The organism is Candidatus Bathyarchaeota archaeon, assembly GCA_030739585.1.
In the GTDB taxonomy this organism is placed as follows: Archaea; Thermoproteota; Bathyarchaeia; order TCS64; family TCS64.
The window spans coordinates 89,167-107,308 of the sequence record JASLYX010000004.1; the positions used below are offsets into that span (position 1 = coordinate 89,167).

Annotated in this window: 16 protein-coding genes; 8 read left to right on the forward strand and 8 right to left on the reverse strand. The window is 49.6% G+C overall.

The features are described from left to right. Positions 1 to 53: 53 nt before the first annotated feature. Complete coding sequence (locus QGG23_05115; GenBank protein ID MDP6048808.1) at positions 54 to 473, forward strand: CopG family ribbon-helix-helix protein; 420 nt, start codon at positions 54 to 56, stop codon at positions 471 to 473. Positions 474 to 801: 328 nt separating this feature from the next. Here QGG23_05115 and QGG23_05120 read toward each other — a convergent pair whose 3' ends face one another. The 6 genes from QGG23_05120 to QGG23_05145 form a co-directional block, all read right to left on the reverse strand. Further along, positions 802 to 1,047 (reverse strand): Lrp/AsnC ligand binding domain-containing protein, encoded by a 246-nt coding sequence (locus QGG23_05120; protein MDP6048809.1) that lies wholly within the window; start codon positions 1,045 to 1,047, stop codon positions 802 to 804. Between the two features lie 146 nt (positions 1,048 to 1,193). Continuing rightward, entirely contained in the window at positions 1,194 to 1,523 is a 330-nt protein-coding gene (gene metG, locus QGG23_05125) for a methionine--tRNA ligase subunit beta (GenBank protein ID MDP6048810.1), read from the reverse strand. A gap of 581 nt (positions 1,524 to 2,104) precedes the next feature. Then, on the reverse strand, positions 2,105 to 3,856 hold the full coding sequence (locus tag QGG23_05130) for an ATP-dependent DNA ligase (protein ID MDP6048811.1): 1,752 nt from the start codon (positions 3,854 to 3,856) through the stop codon (positions 2,105 to 2,107). A gap of 300 nt (positions 3,857 to 4,156) precedes the next feature. Then, positions 4,157 to 5,560, reverse strand: a complete 1,404-nt coding sequence (locus QGG23_05135; GenBank protein MDP6048812.1) for an FAD-binding oxidoreductase — start codon at positions 5,558 to 5,560, stop codon at positions 4,157 to 4,159. Beyond that, positions 5,553 to 6,752, reverse strand: a complete 1,200-nt coding sequence (locus QGG23_05140; protein ID MDP6048813.1) for an electron transfer flavoprotein subunit alpha — start codon at positions 6,750 to 6,752, stop codon at positions 5,553 to 5,555. Before QGG23_05140 ends, QGG23_05135 begins: the two co-directional genes overlap by 8 nt. Beyond that, positions 6,753 to 7,550: an electron transfer flavoprotein subunit beta/FixA family protein gene (locus QGG23_05145; GenBank protein ID MDP6048814.1), complete on the reverse strand. Its 798-nt coding sequence runs from the start codon at positions 7,548 to 7,550 to the stop codon at positions 6,753 to 6,755. A 118-nt stretch (positions 7,551 to 7,668) separates the two neighbouring features. Between QGG23_05145 and QGG23_05150 the strand changes: the two genes are divergently transcribed. The 4 genes from QGG23_05150 (at position 7,669) to dnaJ (ending at position 12,862) form a co-directional block, all read left to right on the forward strand. Continuing rightward, positions 7,669 to 8,208 carry a nucleotide exchange factor GrpE gene (locus tag QGG23_05150; GenBank protein ID MDP6048815.1) on the forward strand — a complete coding sequence of 180 codons (540 nt, stop codon included), beginning with the start codon at positions 7,669 to 7,671 and terminating at the stop codon, positions 8,206 to 8,208. Continuing rightward, complete coding sequence (dnaK, locus tag QGG23_05155; GenBank protein ID MDP6048816.1) at positions 8,201 to 10,099, forward strand: molecular chaperone DnaK; 1,899 nt, start codon at positions 8,201 to 8,203, stop codon at positions 10,097 to 10,099. Before QGG23_05150 ends, dnaK begins: the two co-directional genes overlap by 8 nt. Positions 10,100 to 10,175: 76 nt before the next feature. Next, positions 10,176 to 11,588 (forward strand): M20/M25/M40 family metallo-hydrolase, encoded by a 1,413-nt coding sequence (locus QGG23_05160; protein ID MDP6048817.1) that lies wholly within the window; start codon positions 10,176 to 10,178, stop codon positions 11,586 to 11,588. Positions 11,589 to 11,749: 161 nt separating this feature from the next. Further along, entirely contained in the window at positions 11,750 to 12,862 is a 1,113-nt protein-coding gene (dnaJ, locus tag QGG23_05165) for a molecular chaperone DnaJ (GenBank protein ID MDP6048818.1), read from the forward strand. On the opposite strand, the gene QGG23_05170 is transcribed toward dnaJ, so the two are convergent. Next, positions 12,863 to 13,864, reverse strand: a complete 1,002-nt coding sequence (locus tag QGG23_05170) for an adenylosuccinate synthetase (GenBank protein ID MDP6048819.1) — start codon at positions 13,862 to 13,864, stop codon at positions 12,863 to 12,865. It lies immediately after the preceding gene. Positions 13,865 to 14,030: 166 nt separating this feature from the next. Between QGG23_05170 and QGG23_05175 the strand changes: the two genes are divergently transcribed. Then, entirely contained in the window at positions 14,031 to 14,846 is an 816-nt protein-coding gene (locus QGG23_05175; protein ID MDP6048820.1) for a molybdopterin-binding protein, read from the forward strand. A 36-nt stretch (positions 14,847 to 14,882) separates the two neighbouring features. Then, the gene (locus tag QGG23_05180; protein MDP6048821.1) at positions 14,883 to 16,181 is read left to right on the forward strand and encodes a lactate racemase domain-containing protein; all 1,299 of its coding nucleotides are present in this window, start codon (positions 14,883 to 14,885) and stop codon (positions 16,179 to 16,181) included. Here QGG23_05180 and QGG23_05185 read toward each other — a convergent pair. Further along, positions 16,119 to 17,228, reverse strand: coding sequence for a site-2 protease family protein (locus tag QGG23_05185; GenBank protein ID MDP6048822.1), 1,110 nt, complete (start codon positions 17,226 to 17,228; stop codon positions 16,119 to 16,121). The two genes, QGG23_05180 and QGG23_05185, sit on opposite strands and share 63 nt — an antisense overlap. A gap of 135 nt (positions 17,229 to 17,363) precedes the next feature. Between QGG23_05185 and QGG23_05190 the strand changes: the two genes are divergently transcribed. Next, positions 17,364 to 17,858, forward strand: coding sequence for an N-acetyltransferase (locus QGG23_05190; protein ID MDP6048823.1), 495 nt, complete (start codon positions 17,364 to 17,366; stop codon positions 17,856 to 17,858). The last annotated feature ends 284 nt before the right edge of the window (positions 17,859 to 18,142 follow it).

Here is an 18,142-nt window from a genome sequence, read left to right on the forward strand (position 1 = left end):
GTTGTTTTTAATAATATTTAATAAAATCCAGGACTTATTTTAATATGAGTGAATTGACTGTTATAAGCGTATCACTAAGCCACGATCTATTAGTTCGACTTGACCTATTTGTGAAAAACACGGGTTATTCGAGCCGTTCAGAAGCTATCAGGATGGCGGTTAGAGATACCCTTTCGAAGTTTGCCCTCGTGAAAATGAAGCAAGGGCAGATAGTATCCACAATCACAGTGATATTTGATAGGAAGCAGCACGCATTGAACTCCACCTTAATGGATCTCAGACATGAGTATGAGGATAGCATCTTCGGCAACATGCATCTCCATGTCGGTACGGGTTACTGTGTCGAGATCTTTATGGTCAGAAACGAATACGAGAAAGTCCTGGACTTTATCTCCCGGGTCAAGGTTCTAAGGGGCATACGTGAAGTCGAATACACTGTGACACCTATTGATAAGAGCGAATTTGAGAGATAGACCTTACCTTCTTTCAAGGGCTCACTTCCATCATAGGTAAATCTCTAGAAACTAGCGTCGTACCTCATCTGAAATGGATCAGTTACAAGACCCGTTTGCGCGTGCGATTAACAGATATAAAATCCAAGTCATTCTTTAAACAGGGGGCTTGTCTGAAGAACTAGTTCATGAGTTATTTCAACTATCTCTGGGATTTCAAAGATGAGTCGAAGGGGAATTCACAGTTAGATACTTGCTCCTATTGACCTCCACGGTAAATGATACTCCAATTTGTCCTATTAATCTCGGGGGGATATAGATCATCAGTACGGTTCGGAGAGGTTCTGGTTTAGCTTCTCTTGATCCCTTCACCGTAGGCGATCAGGGTGATGGTGGTCTTGACGTTCTCTAACCTCCTGATGTTGTTGAAGACGATTTCCTTGACCTTGTCCATGGAATCAGCTTCAACTTCCGCTATGACATCATAGATCCCGTAGAGAGCCTGAACATCAGGGATACCTTGGATGTGGCTCAAAGATTTCACTACAATAGCTTCCTGCCCAAGTTCAGTGTTGATAAGGACGAACGCTTTCATACCTCTCACCTAACAGACGTTCAACCATAGTAATTCTCAGTTGCTATATCTATCTTTTCATTCAATAAAAATATAATCCATTCAAGAAATTGAAAAAGCCCCGGGGTGTATACAATCTTGCAACAAGTAACTATGGGGACCTTAACTCAAGTTACTTTTGCACCGTTGGTAATGTCCCGGTCGACTGTTAGCAACGCTAAATGGTCATCATTCTCTGCTGCGAGGAGCATGCCATAGGACCAATGCCCAAAGATTTTTGCAGGCTTTAGGTTAGTTACCACCGTGATCACCTTTCCTTGGAGTTCATCCAGTTCGTAGTGATCCACTAGACCAGTGATAATTTGTCGCGTCTCGTCTCCCAAATCCACCTGTATCTTGTAGAGTTTATCAGAACCTGAGACTCTCTCAGTATCGGAGACCGTTCCTATCCGTATATTTAACTTCTTAAAATCTTTAAACGAGACTTCCTCGCTCATATCGGACGCCTTGCATCATCGATCTATTCCATGCTTTTTAAGATTTCAATAATCAGTGAACTTTACAGTAATGCGCGTAAATATCTCTGAAACAATCAGAAGCAAAGTTGGACAAATTAGTCATTCTGAGGGACCCTTCCTCCCTGTGATAAAGGTGCGCGCAAAGGATAGTTCCCTCTAGGGGGTATATCAAAAGTTGAAAACAACTCTCAACAGGTTGAGGATAGATGTTATCTTCCCTTCATAGGATATGATTTTTGACCCTACAAGTTAACCTCCTCTACCATGAAACGTAGAGCCCTATATCCCAGCTCTCCTCAATGGGCACAGTAAGGCGTGCTCGTTGAGGTTCAGGTTCATCCTGTTCTTTCACTCATCATTCTCTCCTTTAGATGGTGGGTCTATCAGGCTCTACATTGTGTGTTTCACAGCATTAGCCTAATAGGTTCAAGCTCCTCTTTTAGAAAGTAAGCTAGATCGCCTTCATTTCTTACGACCGAGTTTATCTTGTTCCTCTCTTCAATGACTTATTTGGTGTAGTCTATTTTGTCCAATATTTCGTCAATCATCGGTTATTTTTCCTAAGGAGTCCTCAATTGAGCCCTGTACATGTCCACGATCTCATCAACTGTCGTGGCGTCCTGGGGAGCCTTATCATCCCTCAGGCGCAGAAATCTGGGGAACCTTATGGCGAGCCCAGATTCTTTCCTTAGTTGCTCGAAAGCGGAAGTGTGAATGGGGCTCAAGGTGATCTCATCACCCAGGAGCTCCATTACAACAGTTGGCCTAAACCAGACTTCTGCATCAATCATAGAGTCCACATTTCCAGGTTTTTCTTCGACTCGGTCTCCATCCAGCAGCTCTGGGAAGTTTGAAAGATCTTCATCCGTGAAGCCTGAGCCTACCTTGCAAACCGTCCGAAACATGTCCTCCTCCGGATCATAGGACGCCATTAGCAAAGCACCATATCTCCCCGCACGCCTGCCTCGACCGCGGAACGACCCTACTACGACGAGGTCGACTGGCTCCACCATCTTGCTCTGATAACTCGCCTTGAGCTTCACCCAAAGCCAGGAGCGGGCCCCCGCTCGGTAGATCGAGTCCTCAGACGTTGATTTCACTACTAGCCCCTCTGTGCCAAAAGAGATAGCCTCTTCGAAGAAGTCCACGAACTGTGAGATCTCAGAGGTCTGGAGCGCCCTTACCAACTTGAAACGCTCGGTCTCATCGACGATATCTTGAAGCATCTCCCGCCTACGCATGTAAGGCTCAAGGGTCAGGTCCTCCCCGTCTACATAGAGACACTCAAAGAGAAACACTGCGATTGGGAACTTCTCTGCCATCTCTTCAATGCGGTGTTTCCTCCTCCGCCGCATTAGGGTCTGAAACGATTTGATCTCCCCCGAATCAGCGTCTATTGCGACCGCCTCCCCCTCAAGTACTGCGTGTTCAACCTTTACATGAGATGAGACCATCTCTACTGCATCCGGATACATCAACGTGATGTTCTCCAGTCTTCGGGAGAAGATCTGGACGGAGTCACCGTCCTTGTGGATCTGAAACCTCTCTCCATCCAGCTTGTACTCTGCGGAGAAGTTCTCCAACTTCTCGAGGATCTCCTCTGGAGTTGAGAGCCTTTGAGCAAGCATCATTCGGATGGGCTTTCCAAGGACAATTTGGGCATCGGATACACTCTCCAGCCCTTCCTCCGCAAGAGTCCTAGCGACAGCACCGAGGTCGCTGGTTAGATTATACGCTCGCTCTAACTGCCCTCTGTTCTCCGAGGAACCCGTGAAGGCCAAGGACAAGGCATCGAGTATCGTCATGTCTCCGACGCCAAGCCTAAGGGTGCCCACCACGGTTCTGGCAAGATAGCGAGCTCCGAGAGGCGAGGTACTCATCATCACTTTCACAAGACGACCTATTTTCCTGCTGCTACTTCCTTTTCCAGATTCCTTGGCAATCTGGTCAAATACGTTGTATACATCGAAGACTGAAGGCGATTTTTGGCCAAACATCACCTGTCGCTTATCTTTGAGTATCATCTCAGCCGCCAAGCCAACGTCTCCGATCTTGGAAAGTATAGATTCTACTTTGGCTTTGCTCAGTCCAGATGCCCTTGCGATGGTTGCCACAACCATCTTCTCTGCCATCCCGATCTCTGGCTCTCCCGTCCAATCTGGGTGGATCTTCCCTTGAGTCAAATAGATCAGACGCTCAAGATCATCTGGTTCGGCTGCTACGAAGAGTTCAGCTAGGATGTCCGTCATCTCCAGCCTCTTGGTAGTGGCTTCAAGTCTCATGTAGAACTTGACGAGAGTGGAGTACAGCATGTGGACTCGTTTACAGGGTTGACTGTTAGAATATTAAATGTGTTCTAAGGTTTGTTAGACCCAGTATTTTCAAACTACAATATCCCTGATGGTGGCGAACTCTATGAAGGAGTCCATGAGAAAGATTCCCCTATATAGTTGAATAACTCGAAAATGTGCCATGTCCCCTTTTCTATCTTGTTCTCAGTGAGCGTTCTCTGGAGGAACAACATCTCCTGCATTTTACTCCAGACCAGATCCAGGCGTTGAAAGAGTTGTGCCTGTCGAGCGGGATTCACATGCTTAAATGAAACCAAGTTATCAGACAATATCGAAGACCTTCCCTGGGTTCAGGATATTATGGGGATCAAAACCCCTCTTAATGGCCCTCATCAACTCAACCTGGGTCTCTCCCACTTGCCTAGCAAGATAACGTTTCTTTGCCAAACCTAGACCATGCTCTCCTGAGATGGTACCTCCGAGATTCAAGGCAATGTCAATCAGATCTCCGATGATAGCATCCAAGGTTGTATGCCAGTCTTCGCTGGAGTGCTTTTCCATAGCTATGAGACTGTGTACGTTACCGTCTCCAGCGTGCCCAATATTGGTGATTATAACGCCTTTTTCCTGCGCAACTCTTTCGGCACCCTCAATATAGTCGGGGATTCGGTTCCGGGGGACGCAGGCGTCGACCTCATCTATCTCCCAGTATGCCTTGTAGGCATCGAATAGGCACTTCCTTGCCTCCCAAAGCTGATCCTGCTTCTGAGCGGTGTCCGCGACGAAGGCATCAACTCCCCCCATCTCTAAACAGACCTCTCCGGCCGTCTCAAGGTTTTCTTCGACCTCAGCCTTGCTGTTGCCCTCTATCCCGATAAGTAGGTATGCAGGATGGCTGTTATCCGGGAGAGGCCTATCCAGGTACTTTTCGGCTATTAAGATCGCGTGGCGAGGGATGTATTCAAGGGCGAAGGGGACTACCTTTCTTCGTACGATCTCAGAGACAGTCCTAGCAGCGTCTTTAGTTGACTCGAAAGGCACATACAGTAGTGCGGTGTACTGGGGTTTGGGGACTAGGCGGAGGATCGCCTTTGTGACGATGGCGAGAGTCCCCTCAGAGCCTATTATGATATCCAGAAGGCTATACGCCGTTGAGTTCTTGACCAGCTTGCCGCCGACGTTTATTACTTCCCCATTGGGAAGCACCGCTTCGAGGCCTTGGACGAAATCACGGGTCACCCCGTACTTCATGCCCCGGACCCCACCCGCGTTAGTTGAGATGTTTCCTCCAAGAGTACCAGATCCCTGGCCAGGATCTGGAGGATATAATAAGCCGAGTTTCTCCGTTTCCTCGTGGAGGTCCATAATAAGGACCCCGGGCTCAACGACGGCCATGAGGTTGTCCTCGTCGATTTCCAAAATATTCGTCATTCTCTCTAGGCTCATGGCGATCCCAGCATGGAGTGGGTGAGACCCTCCGCTGAGCCCCGTCCTTGATCCCTGGGGGGTAACCGGAATCAGCCCCCTAGAGGCTATCTTCATTATGTTGGATACTTCTCTGGTACTACCGGGCTTAACAATTACGTGAGGAAGATGGGGGGTCTCAAGGCTTTCGTCTATCGCATGTTTCTCTAGGTCCTTTGAGCTGCTAAAGACATTCTCGACTCCTACGATCTCCTCAAGTTCCCTCTTTATCTGTTGGGTTAATAGTCCATACTCATCCATTCTTCTTTCTCTCTTTTATCATATTAACGAGGCGGGGAATGACCTCGTATAGATCTCCAACTGCTCCCAGCGAAGCGACATTAAATATTGGGGCCTCGGGGTCCTTATTTATTGCGATGATCACATCCGAAGTCTTCATGCCAGCTAGATGTTGAACGGCACCAGAGATTCCGCATGCCACGTATATCCTTGGACGGACAGTCCGTCCGCTTAGACCTACTTGGTGGGGATAATCTATCCATCCCTCGTCCACAGTAGGCCTGCTGGCGCCAACCGCTCCTCCTAGGGCTTCAGCCAACTCTTGGATGAGCTCGAAACCCCTTTGGTCTCCCAGGCCTTTTCCTCCGGAGACTATTATCTCGGCATCTATAATGCTCACCTGGTCCTTGACCGGATTGGATTTGAGTATCTTAACACGATCGGGAAGGTCGCTGATTGTAACGTTCCTTCTAATTATCTCGCATTCATTCGCAGGGACTATTTCCGCCTCTTCCATTACCTTGTACCTGACTGTGGCAATCTGGGGTCTTGTGTTAGTGCAGATTATAGTGGCCATGATATTGCCCCCGTATGTTGGACGGGTCTGGAGAAGGAGACGGCTCTCAGGGTCGATGTCAAGGCTAGTGCAGTCCGCAGTGAGTCCTGTTTCGAGGCACGCCGCTACTTTAGGGCCCAAGGAACGGCCTATGGAGGTCGCTCCGATGAGGAAGATGCTGGGTTTCTCCTCTTTCACTAGATTTTCGAGGATTGCAGAGTAGGGATCGTCCCTAAAGTCCTCAAGTCCTGGATGATCGAAAACAAAGATCTTGTCAGCTCCTCTCAATTTCAGCTCAGATAATGCCTCATCAAGTTCGTTTCCGATGATGACCGCGGAGAGTTTTTCCTCGAGCTGGTTAGCTAATTCTCTTCCTTTTCCGAATAGCTCGTATACTACCGGGTGAACCTTTCCCTTCCACTGCTCTGCGAAGACTAAGATGCCGCTATGATCCGAAAAGTTTACGGATACCCCTTCCTTTTCGATAGTGATCGCTTTGGTAGGACATGCCGTTACGCACTCGCCGCAGAGTCTGCAATCGTCCAAAATACGAGGGTAACCTTCTTCCATTACGAGGGACCCGAAGGCGCAAGTGTTCTCACAAAGCGTGCAGTTGATGCATTTTCCTTTGTCGACAGATATGGGTTGCTCGCTCATCTAGATCACCTTATATTCCACGAGTTTCTGGAAGACGCTCTTCGCCAGCTCCTCTGGAGATCCATCGACTATCTTCCCAGCAGTTAGCCGGGCAGGAGTGGATATCTTAGTAACCCGAGTCGGGGACCCTTTGAGACCTAATTTCAAGGGGTCCGCTTCGAGATCATTTGAGGTAAGTATCTGGATCTCAGCTTTCTTCGCTTTTAGTCTACCCCGGAGGGTCGCCAATCTCGGTTGATTGATGGATTTACTGACCGAGACGACTATTGGGAGGGAGGCTCCAAGTATCTCAATCCTATCGTCGAGGACCCTCTTTAGCCTGATATTCCCCCCGTCTATTTTGAGGATCTCATTTACATAGCAGACATGCGGGATTCCGAGGCAGTGAGCCAACTCAGGTCCCACTTGGCCCGTATCCCCGTCAATGGTCTTCAATCCGCAAATAACAAGGTCGTAAGGAGCCATACACTCAATGCTGAGCCCCAACGTGTAGCTCGTAGCCCACGTATCTGCCCCGGCAAAAGCCATATCGGTGGCCAAGTAGGCCTCGTCTGCACCCATGGCTATGGCAGATCTCAATGCAGATTCCGCCTGGGGTGGACCCATGGAAAGTACCCTGACTGTGCCCCCGAATTTCTCCTTAAGTCTTATTCCTTCCTCAATAGCGTACTCGTCAAATGGATTTACGACAGAAGCAACTCCTTCCCTCTTAAGTCTCCCCAGTTCCTTATCGAAATCTACTTCCATCGTCTCAGGAACCTGCTTAATACAGACTATAATATTCATTCCTTCGCTCATGGTATCTAGCCTCCTCAAAAAGACGTTTTACTCTAGGGCTCCCCGTGGTATAAAAATCCGGAAGAGAAATAAATAGCAATCCCGATTCTCAGAGCGAAAAATTGAGCCGAGTGTTATAATGTCTCCGAGGAAATCCAAAACAAAGATACTAGAGGAGCGGATATCTAAGTTAGAGATCAGTCTAGAGGACGAGAGGAAGACATCGGAAAGATACCTGAGCCAGTTACAGTACTCCAGAGCAGACCTTGAAAACCTCCAGAAGAGAACCCAGAAAAGAATCGACGAGGCTAAGGAGAAGGCTAAAGGGCATATGGTTATTGAACTCCTTACGATCCTGGACGAACTAGACCTCGCAATCTCCGTCGCTGAAACCTCAAAGGTAGACATAGTTAATGGGGTCGGAATGGTCAGGGGGAAGTTATGGAAACTCCTCGACACTGAGGGTCTCGCGCCCATTGATGCTTATGGGCGGCCTTTCGACCCAAATCTCCACGAAGCGGTGCTTGAGGTGAAGACCGACGAGGTCGAGAACGGCTATGTAGTTGAGGAGTTCCGGAAGGGCTACAAGTTCAAGGGTAGAGTGCTCAGGGCAAGCATGGTGAAAGTGGCGAAAAACTCAGGCTCTAATGACGTTGAAGAGGAGAAGGAAGATGAGTGAAACAAAACGTGAAAAGATAATCGGAATAGACCTAGGAACTACCAACTCAGCCGCTGCTGTGGTGATGGGTGGCAAGCCCACCATCATACCCAGTGCAGAGGGCCCTACCGTGGCGGGAAAGATGTTCCCTTCAGTAGTGGCGTTGACAAAGGAGGGGCAACTCCTAGTTGGGGAGCCTGCTAGGAGGCAGGCGGTCACCAATGCCGAGGGCACAGTAAGGGAGGCGAAGCGCCTCATGGGTACCAAAAAGAAAATAACCCTCCACGGGAAGGAGTACACCCCTCAGCAGATTAGCGGGTTTATACTCCAAAAGATTCTGAGGGACGCAGAGACCTATCTGGGGGAGAAGATCGCAAAGGCTGTGATCACAGTACCAGCCCACTTTAATGATAACCAGCGCCAAGCCACAATCGACGCTGGTGAGATTGCCGGCCTTAAAGTCACTAGAGTTGTGAACGAGCCCACCGCCGCAGCCCTCGCCTATGGCATCGATAAGATCGATCAAGAGCAAAAGATTCTAGTCTTCAGCTTCGGAGGGGGCACTAACGACACGACGGTTATGGATTTCGGGGGTGGGGTCTTTGAGGTGCTCTCCACTAGCGGCGACACCCAGACTGGGGGCGCTGACCTAGATAAGGCGGTTATGGACTATGTTATTGGCGAGTTCAAGGCTGAGACCGGTATTGATCTTACCGGCGACCTGAGTGCCATGGCTAGGGTTAAGGAGGCCTCGGAAAAAGCTAAGATAGAGCTCTCTAATATCCTGACCACGGACATCGAGCTCCCCTACATCGCAATGAAAAACGGTCAGCCCCTCAATCTTCAAGTAACCCTCAACAGGGCCAAGCTGGAGCAGCTCACGAGGCCCATCGTCGAGAAGATACGAGGGCCCATTCTCCAGACCATCAGGGATGCTAAGCTTTCATCGCAGCAGATAGACAAGATCATCGTCTTCGGGGGCCAGACCAAGATGCCACTGGTCCAACAATTCATTGAGGATGTGGTGGGTAAGAAGCCGGAGAGAGGGCTAGACCCTATGGAGTGTGTAGCAATGGGGGCTGCAATCCAAGGTGCTGTCCTTTCTGGCGAGATTAGCGACATCGTCCTCCTGGACGTCACTCCTCTTAGCCTAGGTGTCGAGACTCTGGGGAGCGTCATGACCCGGGTCATAGAGAGAAATACGACCATCCCAGTGAAGCAGACACAGACTTTCAGTACGGCCGCCGACTTCCAGACTGCTGTTACTATCCACGTTCTACAGGGAGAGAGGTCCATGGCTAAGGACAATATCAGCTTGGGCCGGTTCGACCTCACAGGGATCCCACCCGCACCCCGAGGGGTCCCCCAAGTTGAGGTAACCTTCGACATTAACGCTGACGGAGTCCTCGACGTGACTGCAAAGGATCTGGGCACAGGGAAGGAAATGAGCATCGCCATCACAGCATCCACAAAGCTGAGCCAGACCGAAAAAGATAGGATGATCGATGAGGCAGATCAGTTCGCTGAGCAAGACAAAGCGACCAAAGAAGAGGTTGAGGCAAAGAACACCGCGGACTCTCTCATCTACACCACGGAGAAAACCCTTTCTGAGCTCGGAGACAAGCTCAATGATGAAGTCAAGTCGGGGATCCAAACAGCGAAAGAAGCTCTACAGCAGGCAATGGAGAGCGGGACTACCGTCGAGATCAACACTAGGACCGAAGAGCTCCGAAAAATGATTCAAGAAGCAGGGGCTTCCGTTTACCAGCAAGCAGCCGAGCAGCAAGCCCAGCAGCAGGATCAGGCCGACTCGGCTCAGCAGGCACCTCATCAGGGAGACAACCAGGGACCCAAGACAGTTGATGCCGAATACAAGGTAGTTGATGAGGAAAACAAGAAAGAGGTACCTTAGGGCCGCGTATCCTACTCTTCTTTCAGTCTATCATAATCGTTAAACCTTCATCCTATCGATTATGATCCCGTTCCTCATGTTGGACGAAAAACTAGTTGAAATAGAACGCGAAGTCATTGGGGATATATGGCAAAGCAGCAAGATGCGAGAAACTTATTACTACATGGCTGACGAGCTTGGGAGTAGGTTCGCAGGAACCGAGAGCGAGAAAAAGGCCATTGAATTCATAGTAGCTAAGCTCAGGGATTACGGATATGGGAACGCCCATGCGGATACCTTCGCGTACTATGGATGGAAGAGGGGTCCAGCCAGTCTCGTGATAACCGAACCATATGACAGAGAGTTCCCAGTGATCTCCCTCGCGATGTCCCCCGGAGGGAAAGTAGATGCAGAGATCATAGACCTAGGCACAGGAAGTCCGGAGGAGTTCAAGGCCGTTGATCCCTCAGAAGTTGAGGGAAAAATAGTGCTCTGCTCCAGCGCCACGAGCCCCACGGGGATACGGGTTCACCGAAGAACAAAGTACGGATACGCCGTTGATAGCGGGGCCGTGGGATTCATATTCATGAACCACAACCAAGGCCAGCTCCCCCCTACCGGCAGTGTGAGACCCGCTTACAGGCTGGCAGGGGAGATACCAGGCATCGGGATCAGCCTTGAGCACGGCTCTCACATGAAGAGACTGGCTAAAGACAGGCCTCTGAGGGCTAGACTCACCAATCAAAGCAGTATTATACCAGACACGGAGTCGGCAAATGTGGTCTGTGAACTTGAGGGATCATCTAAAAAAGACGAATGGATAGTTATAGGGGGCCACTTTGACGGCCACGACATAGCCCAAGGGGCTATGGACAACCTCTCTGGAACCGTGGTGATCATGGATCTTGCCAGGGTCTTGAAACGGTATGCGGGGGTATTCAAAAGGAGCATCCGCTTTATCTGCTTCTCCTGTGAGGAGATAGGGGTTACTGGTGCTACTAATTACGTCCATAAGCATATTGATGAGATTAAAGACATCTCCATAATGCTCAACCTTGAGCTCGGCGGTCTAGCAGATAAGGACGGGACCCAGCATGCCGCACTCACCCTGTTCCAACCCGTAAGCCTGAAAAAGAAACTAGAGGAGTTCGCGGATGAGATTGGCTACCCTATGACCGTTTCCACTGGGACCTCAGCGGCATCGGACCACTGGCCCTTCTACATGCAGGGTGTCCCCACGATCACAATGGGATCTGAGCCATCACCGGCTCGGCTCATCGTGGGACGAGGTTGGGGCCATACCACCGCGGATATGATGGACAAGGTGGATCCCCGCAATCTGCAGGAGGGCGTGATGGTCATGGCGAGATTCCTGCTTAGACTAGCTAATCAGGAGGATAAAATCGCGGATAGTACTCCTCTAAAGGAAATCATTGCGCTCCTCGAGAGGAATGGGATGAAGAAGATCCTTGAGATCCAGAAAAAGTGGCATCCCTACAGCACTATATAGTATTCTTTCTTTTCATTTTTCGCAAGGATACAGGATTTTTCACTTTGACCTGCTTGGGCAGATCCTAGATGTTTGATGATTGTTTGCCCTCGTTTTCTCGTCTAAACCTTTTTTAGGCTTTGACTATTCAAAGGCTTTGACAACCGTCTCGGTGCATACTTTTGGCAAGTAAGAAGGATTATTACGAGGTTCTTGGGATAAAACGAGGAGCCTCAGCCAATGAAATAAAGAAGGCATTCAGAAAGCTCGCTTTCAAATATCACCCCGATAGAAATAAGGATCCCGAAGCAGAAGAGAAGTTCAAGGAGTTCTCTGAAGCCTATGCCGTCCTCAGTGACGCTGAGAAGAGACAGCAATACGACACCTTTGGTCACGCAGGCATCAGCGGACGGTACTCGACTGAGGACATCTTCAGGGGAGCAAACTTCAGGGACATCTTTTCTGGTTTTGGCTCCGATGTCCTGGGTCGTATCTTCAGCGGCGTCGGATTCAACTTCCAGCAGGCCCAAGCAGGTCCCAGTAAGGGCAGCGACCTTCAGACTAGGATTGAGGTCACCCTAGAGCAGGCATCGTTCGGAACAGAGGTAGAGATAGTTCTCGACAGGTTACAGACATGTGGTTTATGTGGAGGAAATGGAGCGGAGCCAGGGACTGATATTTCCACGTGCAAGGGATGTAACGGACGAGGCAGAATAGAGCGAAGAACCCAGTCTCTCTTTGGACAGATGATCCGGGTGGTTCCATGTGAAAAATGTAAAGGGAGAGGGCAGGTCCCGGAGACCCCCTGTACAACCTGCGGTGGGAATGGCTTAGAGCCTAAGAAGAATCGCCTCAACGTTAAGGTCCCACCGGGGATCGATAGCGGCACCCAGCTTATTTTGCGGGGTCAAGGAGAGGATGGGCCCTTTGGGGGACCTACTGGAGACCTATATGTAATGATCCAGCTAAAGCCCCACCCCCATCTCATCCGGCGAGGAAAGGACATCATTTTCGAGGCAGAGATCAACTTTCCCGACGCTGCCCTCGGGACATCCATCAAAGTTCCCTCCCTGACTGGTGATAAATCGCTCAAAGTACCCCCGGGAACCCAGAGCGGGACCATTCTTAGAATGAGGAAGGAAGGTATGCCTAGCCGTTTTGGGAAAGGGGATCAGTTGGTCCACGTGACAGTCACTATACCTGTGAAGCTTACTCAAAAGCAGGAAGAACTCATCAAGGAGCTCGCCAATGAGTTTGCGGCACAATCAAACAAGAAAGGATGGTTCAGGCGCTAATTATTTGCGCCTGTCTATAATCTCCCAGACACCTGGACCGGTACCAATGAACGTGACCGGGAGGCAAAGCTCTTTTTCAACATACTCGACGAAATGCATCGCTTCCCCATTCAGCGTATCATAGTCCGATGATCCCTTACACTCAGGGAAAAGGATGTCGAGCTTTGTCAAGGCGATCTGTGTAGCCCCGTTGAGTATTATTGCCCTCCTAGCAAGTTCGAAGTTGAAGGGTGCAGCCCTTCTCTGTCTCCCCGTCACAGTTCCGTACTCGTCCCATCCTCTATTCTTGGCTTCCTCGTGGCTTATTTCTCCAGGTAGGAAACCCTCCCCCACCCTCGTGACATATGCCTTTAAAACCAGGATCACCTCGTCGACCTTAGTGGGTCCAACTCCGACATCCGAACAAATTGCTGAGGCACAGACGTCGTTGCTAGTCACGAACGGATATGTGCCGTGGTAGAGGCTGATGTAGGTTCCTTGGGTTCCCTCGAGTAGGACATTGGCACCACAGTCAAGGGCCTCGTTGATCTCCAAGGATACATCACTAAGATATTCTTGTAATTCTGGTATCTCCTTTGCTATCTTTGCCACTCTCAGAGCTCGATCGGCGTTACATGGGCCCGTCCCTGTGCCCGTGGTCCCGATGGTATCCTTTAAATGTCCTTTCCCATCAGCCACAATGTGCTTTGCCTCGATAATGGCGCACTGGGGATCAATACCAAACCGATCCTCAATTCCTAGCTCTTTCACCTCTTTGATCACGATTTCAGGATTCACCACTACTCCCGCCCCTATAAGGAGTCTCGTTTCGTTATTCACAAATCCACAAGGGACCATTCTAAGCTTGAAAGTGACTCCATCAGATACGACAGTATGACCCGCGTTAGGACCAACGCCTCCTCGTGCGCAAACTGCGACCTCATCTGCGACAGTCAAATATGAAACCAACTTCCCTTTGCCTCCATCCCCGAAGAAACCATCTACTACAACAGTACAAACCAAAGAGAACGCCTCATGAAACGGTTTCTTCACTCCTTTTAATGATTTAAGAGTTCCCAATGATAGGGGAGTCAAGCCAGTTGAAGCTCCTCTGTGCCTGAAATATGTGACAGAATTATTCAAGACCTAAAGTTTATGCGTCGGCTCCTCGTTCAGTATACGATCGCCCTTGAACACCCAGATAGGTATACTCGTGATAGGTAATGAGATTCTCGATGGCATCGTCCTAGACACTAACAGCCAGTGGCTCATTAACCAACTCAAGGCCCTTAACTTCCAAGTTTCCGAGAAGATGACAATAAGAGACGATACTAAAGTAATCTCTAAAGCCGTTAGGCGGATGCTCTCAGCCGGCGCAAACCTCATATTTACAACGGGAGGCCTTGGCCCCACCCATGACGATAAGACTCTCGCTGGAGTAGCTATGGCTTTTGAGCTACCTGTAGAGGTGAATGATAAGGCCCTCAAGATCGTCACGCGACAGTACACAGACATGCATCAGAGAGGGATGATCGAGACGGGGGAGATCACAGAGCCACGAAGGAAGATGGCGGTATTGCCCAAGGGCGCCCAACCCCTAGATAATAGAGTTGGCGGTGCCCCCGGTGTCATCCTAGATATTGAGGGCGCTCAGATAATTAGCCTCCCAGGCGTCCCAGGGGAGCTCATGTGGATTTTCGACAACCAGCTACTGACGTTGCTGAAGGGGAGGGTCGAGGGGGTATTCACTGAGGATGTCATCTATCTCCCCCTTAGGGACGAGTCAACCTTGGCTCCCATCATAGATGAGGTGATGCAGGACGTTCCTGGGGTCTACATAAAATCTATGGTGAAGCCTTATGGCGAGTCCGGGATCAGACTCTGGGTCTCATCCAGCGGGAAGAGTAAGACCGAAGTTGAGGAGCGGGTCCAACGGGTCACGAACCTCTTGGTAAAGAGAAGCGAAGAAAAGCTCCCAAAAATTGACCCTAGCATAGACAATTGAATTAAATGTAACTGAAAATAGTCTAGGTTGGACAAGATGGTTGAGATTTGGCTCCCTTATGGCAAAACTGAGGTCCATGTTAGTGTGCCCCTGAGATATCTCATGGGGACCATCGAGCCAGCCGAATTGAAGCTGCCGGAGAATCCATTCGAAACTATAACGTCAGCGTTGGATAATCTGATCGGAACAGAAAATATACAGGATCTCGTAAATGGCAAAAAGAGTGCTGCTATTGCCCTCGATGGTACAATGGCCCCCCACGCAGCGTCCGTTGCGGCTTCAGCTATCGTTTGGACATTAGAACAGAACGGTATGTCAAGGGAAAACGTGTCTCTGATCATAGGGAATGGCCTTAGAGAACATGGCAATCTTGATCTGCTTGGGGCCCTTCAGAGAGCTGAGCCCCTTGGAAATGTCGCTATCCATGAGCATTCAATAAACTCAGTTGACATCAACAAAGTTGGGGTCACCTCATCAAGGACACAGGTATCATTGGCCCAACCTTTCTTGGAAGCAGATCTCAGAATAGCAGTGGGAGATTTGAGGCCCGATCACTTTTCAGGGATGAAGGGAGCTCAGAGCACAGTAATGCCGGCACTTGCCTCCCGTGAGGGACTCACCCGCCATCGGGAGATCTCATTCCATGGTAGTGTCACCTTAGGGATTTTCGAGGGAAATCTTGCTCATTTGGATCAGATGGAGGCCTGCAAGATGGCAGATTTAGACGTTGCATTGAACTTGGTCACCGATGGCTGGGGGAGGATCGTCTCAGCTGTGGCTGGCGGAATTGAGCAGTCCTGGAAGACGGCTGTGGAGAGGTCGGGGGACCTCATTCAACTTTCCAGTGAAGCTGATGCCGATATCATCATTGTGAGTGCTGGTGGAGATCTATATGATTTCAATCTATTCAATGCCGTCTGGGCTCTCCAGGGGATCGCTTCACTGGTGAAGAAGGGCGCCACTATCATCTTCTTGGCTGAGTGCACCCAGGGGCTTGGAGCTGCTGGGCTGGAGTCATTGGCTCAGGTTGATACCTTGTCTGAGCTGAGGCGAAGATATGAGCTTGGGGCAAGAGCGGTGTACGCTATTAAATCCACTCTTCGGGGAAATAACGAAATAATTCTTGTCTCAGCTCTCCCTACTTATTTGGCGGATCCTCTTGGTTTCAAGATGGAGAGAACGGCGAACGCCGCTTTCCAAAGGGTCATGGATCGCAGGAGGAATCGACGTACCCTAGTGGTGACCCATGGAGCCTCGTCTGTATTCATGCCATCAAAGGGGGGCAAGAACGACAAGAGTGGTGATCATCATTCCAAGGTAGAAAAAAACCAGTAGCTTCCTCGAGTTGCTCAGCGGGGATATATCGTCCAGGGGAGAGTTCCCCCGGTTCCCCGTGTACTTCATGAAAAATGTTACCATAACAGCCATGACGAGGAAGCCCGATAGAATCAGGATGAAAACACCAGCTATAGACATTTTTTTATGATTGGACTTCCCGAGGAGGGCTCTGCTAATGTGACCACCATCCAGCTGCCAAGATGGGATAAGATTAATGAACGTTACTAGGGATCCGACCCACGCCGCGAAGCCTACCGGGTGGAGAATGATAGTCATATCCTCGGATACGGGTTTTAGAAACGTGGAAAGCCATTCAAGGAACATTGGAAAAGGGAGAGATTGAAAGCGGATCCCAGGGAACATTACACTCCATCTATTTACCTCTTCAAGGGTGACGACGAAAGAGAGATTGATCCCCACGATGGCGACGATGATCGTGACTATAAATCCCATGAGGGGACCGCTGAAGCCCAGGTCGAAAAGGGCGTCCCTGTTGGTGAGGGGTCCCTTCTGGGTGATGACTGCACCGAGTGTGCCCCCCATGCCCGGTGGGGCTGGAATAAAGTATGGCATGGATGCATCGACGCCTATTAGGATCATGGCTATCTTGTGGCCTAGTTCGTGGAGCCCGAAGATTGCGATAATGGCAACTGTAAACATAAGGGCGTTCATGTAAACTGGAGTGTCAGGCATCAAGATCTGGTTTAGCACGGGGTTGTTGCTCCTCAAGTATCCGTCGAGGAAAACTGTGGCGGTGGTAGCAAGGAATAGAAAAATGCTATTCCTATAGCTTTGAGGGCCCCTTTCACTGATTCTCTTGAGCTCTAACTTGAATCGATCCATATCTTTGGAGAGCCAAGGTAGGTATCCGTGGGGACGGATTCCCTCGACAAGAGCCTTAAACTGGGGCTTCATGGAGTTCTGGGGGCCTATTGGGGTGATAATATAGGTGGGGGTGCCCAGATAGAAGTAGCTGTCGTGAACGTTGAAGCGTCCCTCGATGGCTTTCTCAATCTCAGGTTCGGAGATCCGATATGCGGTCAAACCCCTTGTAGCATCTCCCATTCGTTAGTAATGGCTTACTAATATTCTAGATGGGAAGCTAAAAAACCTACTTAATCCCGTCTCTTTAGGCACAGTCTTTAAATCTCCTTGGTCGCGACCATAAGAAAGTCTGAATTGGAGAGTGACAACTTCATGCTCCGGGGATTTAGGCCCAACGACCTGAACAGGGTAATGGACATCAACGTAGAGTGTCTCCCAGAGAATTACAGCAAGTTCTTTTACAGGGATCTCTACAGACGTTTCCCTGAAACTTTTATCGTGGCAGAGGCCGATGGTCAGATCCAGGGATATATCATGTGTCGTATTGAGAGGGGACTATCCAAGTTTAAGAGTCTGAGGCCTGCCCGTCTCTGCCACGTGGTCTCTATTGCCGTGAGGGAGCCCTACAGGCGTCAGGGGATCGCTAAGGGAATTATGCTGGTGGCCATGGAAAAAGGCCAAGAGACATATGAGGCTTCAGAATGCTATCTTGAGGTCAGGATCTCGAACGGGCCAGCACTGGTGCTATATGAAAAGCTCGGATTTACGAAAATAAAGCGGAATTACAGTTACTACATGAACGGTGAGGATGCGTGGATGATGGCTATCCGTATCCAAATACCTGCCTAGTCCAACAAACGATAAATGTTATAGTAGACGGTTAAGGCTAAGCCACTGAAGCAGGCGTTTATAGATAGAGTCGAGGTTATCATGTGGGTTCTCTTTCTAGAGCCGATGATCATGTTTTATCATTTCACTAGTTCACGGTAAAGTTGTTCCTGGAGCGTCAGGACGTCTACATCCTGATGTATGAACCTGAAGAGTAAAATAAAAATGGGAAATAATTCAAACAGCACAGCAGGGGACTCTGGTGACTTTTGGGTCTGTGGCATTTGGCGATAGGTATTTAGCCA

Coding starts and splice junctions, on each gene's coding strand:
- QGG23_05150 (MDP6048815.1), top strand. CDS start 7,669: ATGTCTCCGAGGAAATCCAAAACAAAGATACTAGAGGAGCGGATATCT.
- QGG23_05130 (MDP6048811.1), bottom strand. CDS start 3,856: ATGCTGTACTCCACTCTCGTCAAGTTCTACATGAGACTTGAAGCCACT.
- QGG23_05135 (MDP6048812.1), bottom strand. CDS start 5,560: ATGGATGAGTATGGACTATTAACCCAACAGATAAAGAGGGAACTTGAG.
- QGG23_05145 (MDP6048814.1), bottom strand. CDS start 7,550: ATGAGCGAAGGAATGAATATTATAGTCTGTATTAAGCAGGTTCCTGAG.
- QGG23_05140 (MDP6048813.1), bottom strand. CDS start 6,752: ATGAGCGAGCAACCCATATCTGTCGACAAAGGAAAATGCATCAACTGC.
- QGG23_05120 (MDP6048809.1), bottom strand. CDS start 1,047: ATGAAAGCGTTCGTCCTTATCAACACTGAACTTGGGCAGGAAGCTATT.
- metG (MDP6048810.1), bottom strand. CDS start 1,523: ATGAGCGAGGAAGTCTCGTTTAAAGATTTTAAGAAGTTAAATATACGG.
- QGG23_05160 (MDP6048817.1), top strand. CDS start 10,176: ATGTTGGACGAAAAACTAGTTGAAATAGAACGCGAAGTCATTGGGGAT.
- dnaK (MDP6048816.1), top strand. CDS start 8,201: ATGAGTGAAACAAAACGTGAAAAGATAATCGGAATAGACCTAGGAACT.
- QGG23_05180 (MDP6048821.1), top strand. CDS start 14,883: ATGGTTGAGATTTGGCTCCCTTATGGCAAAACTGAGGTCCATGTTAGT.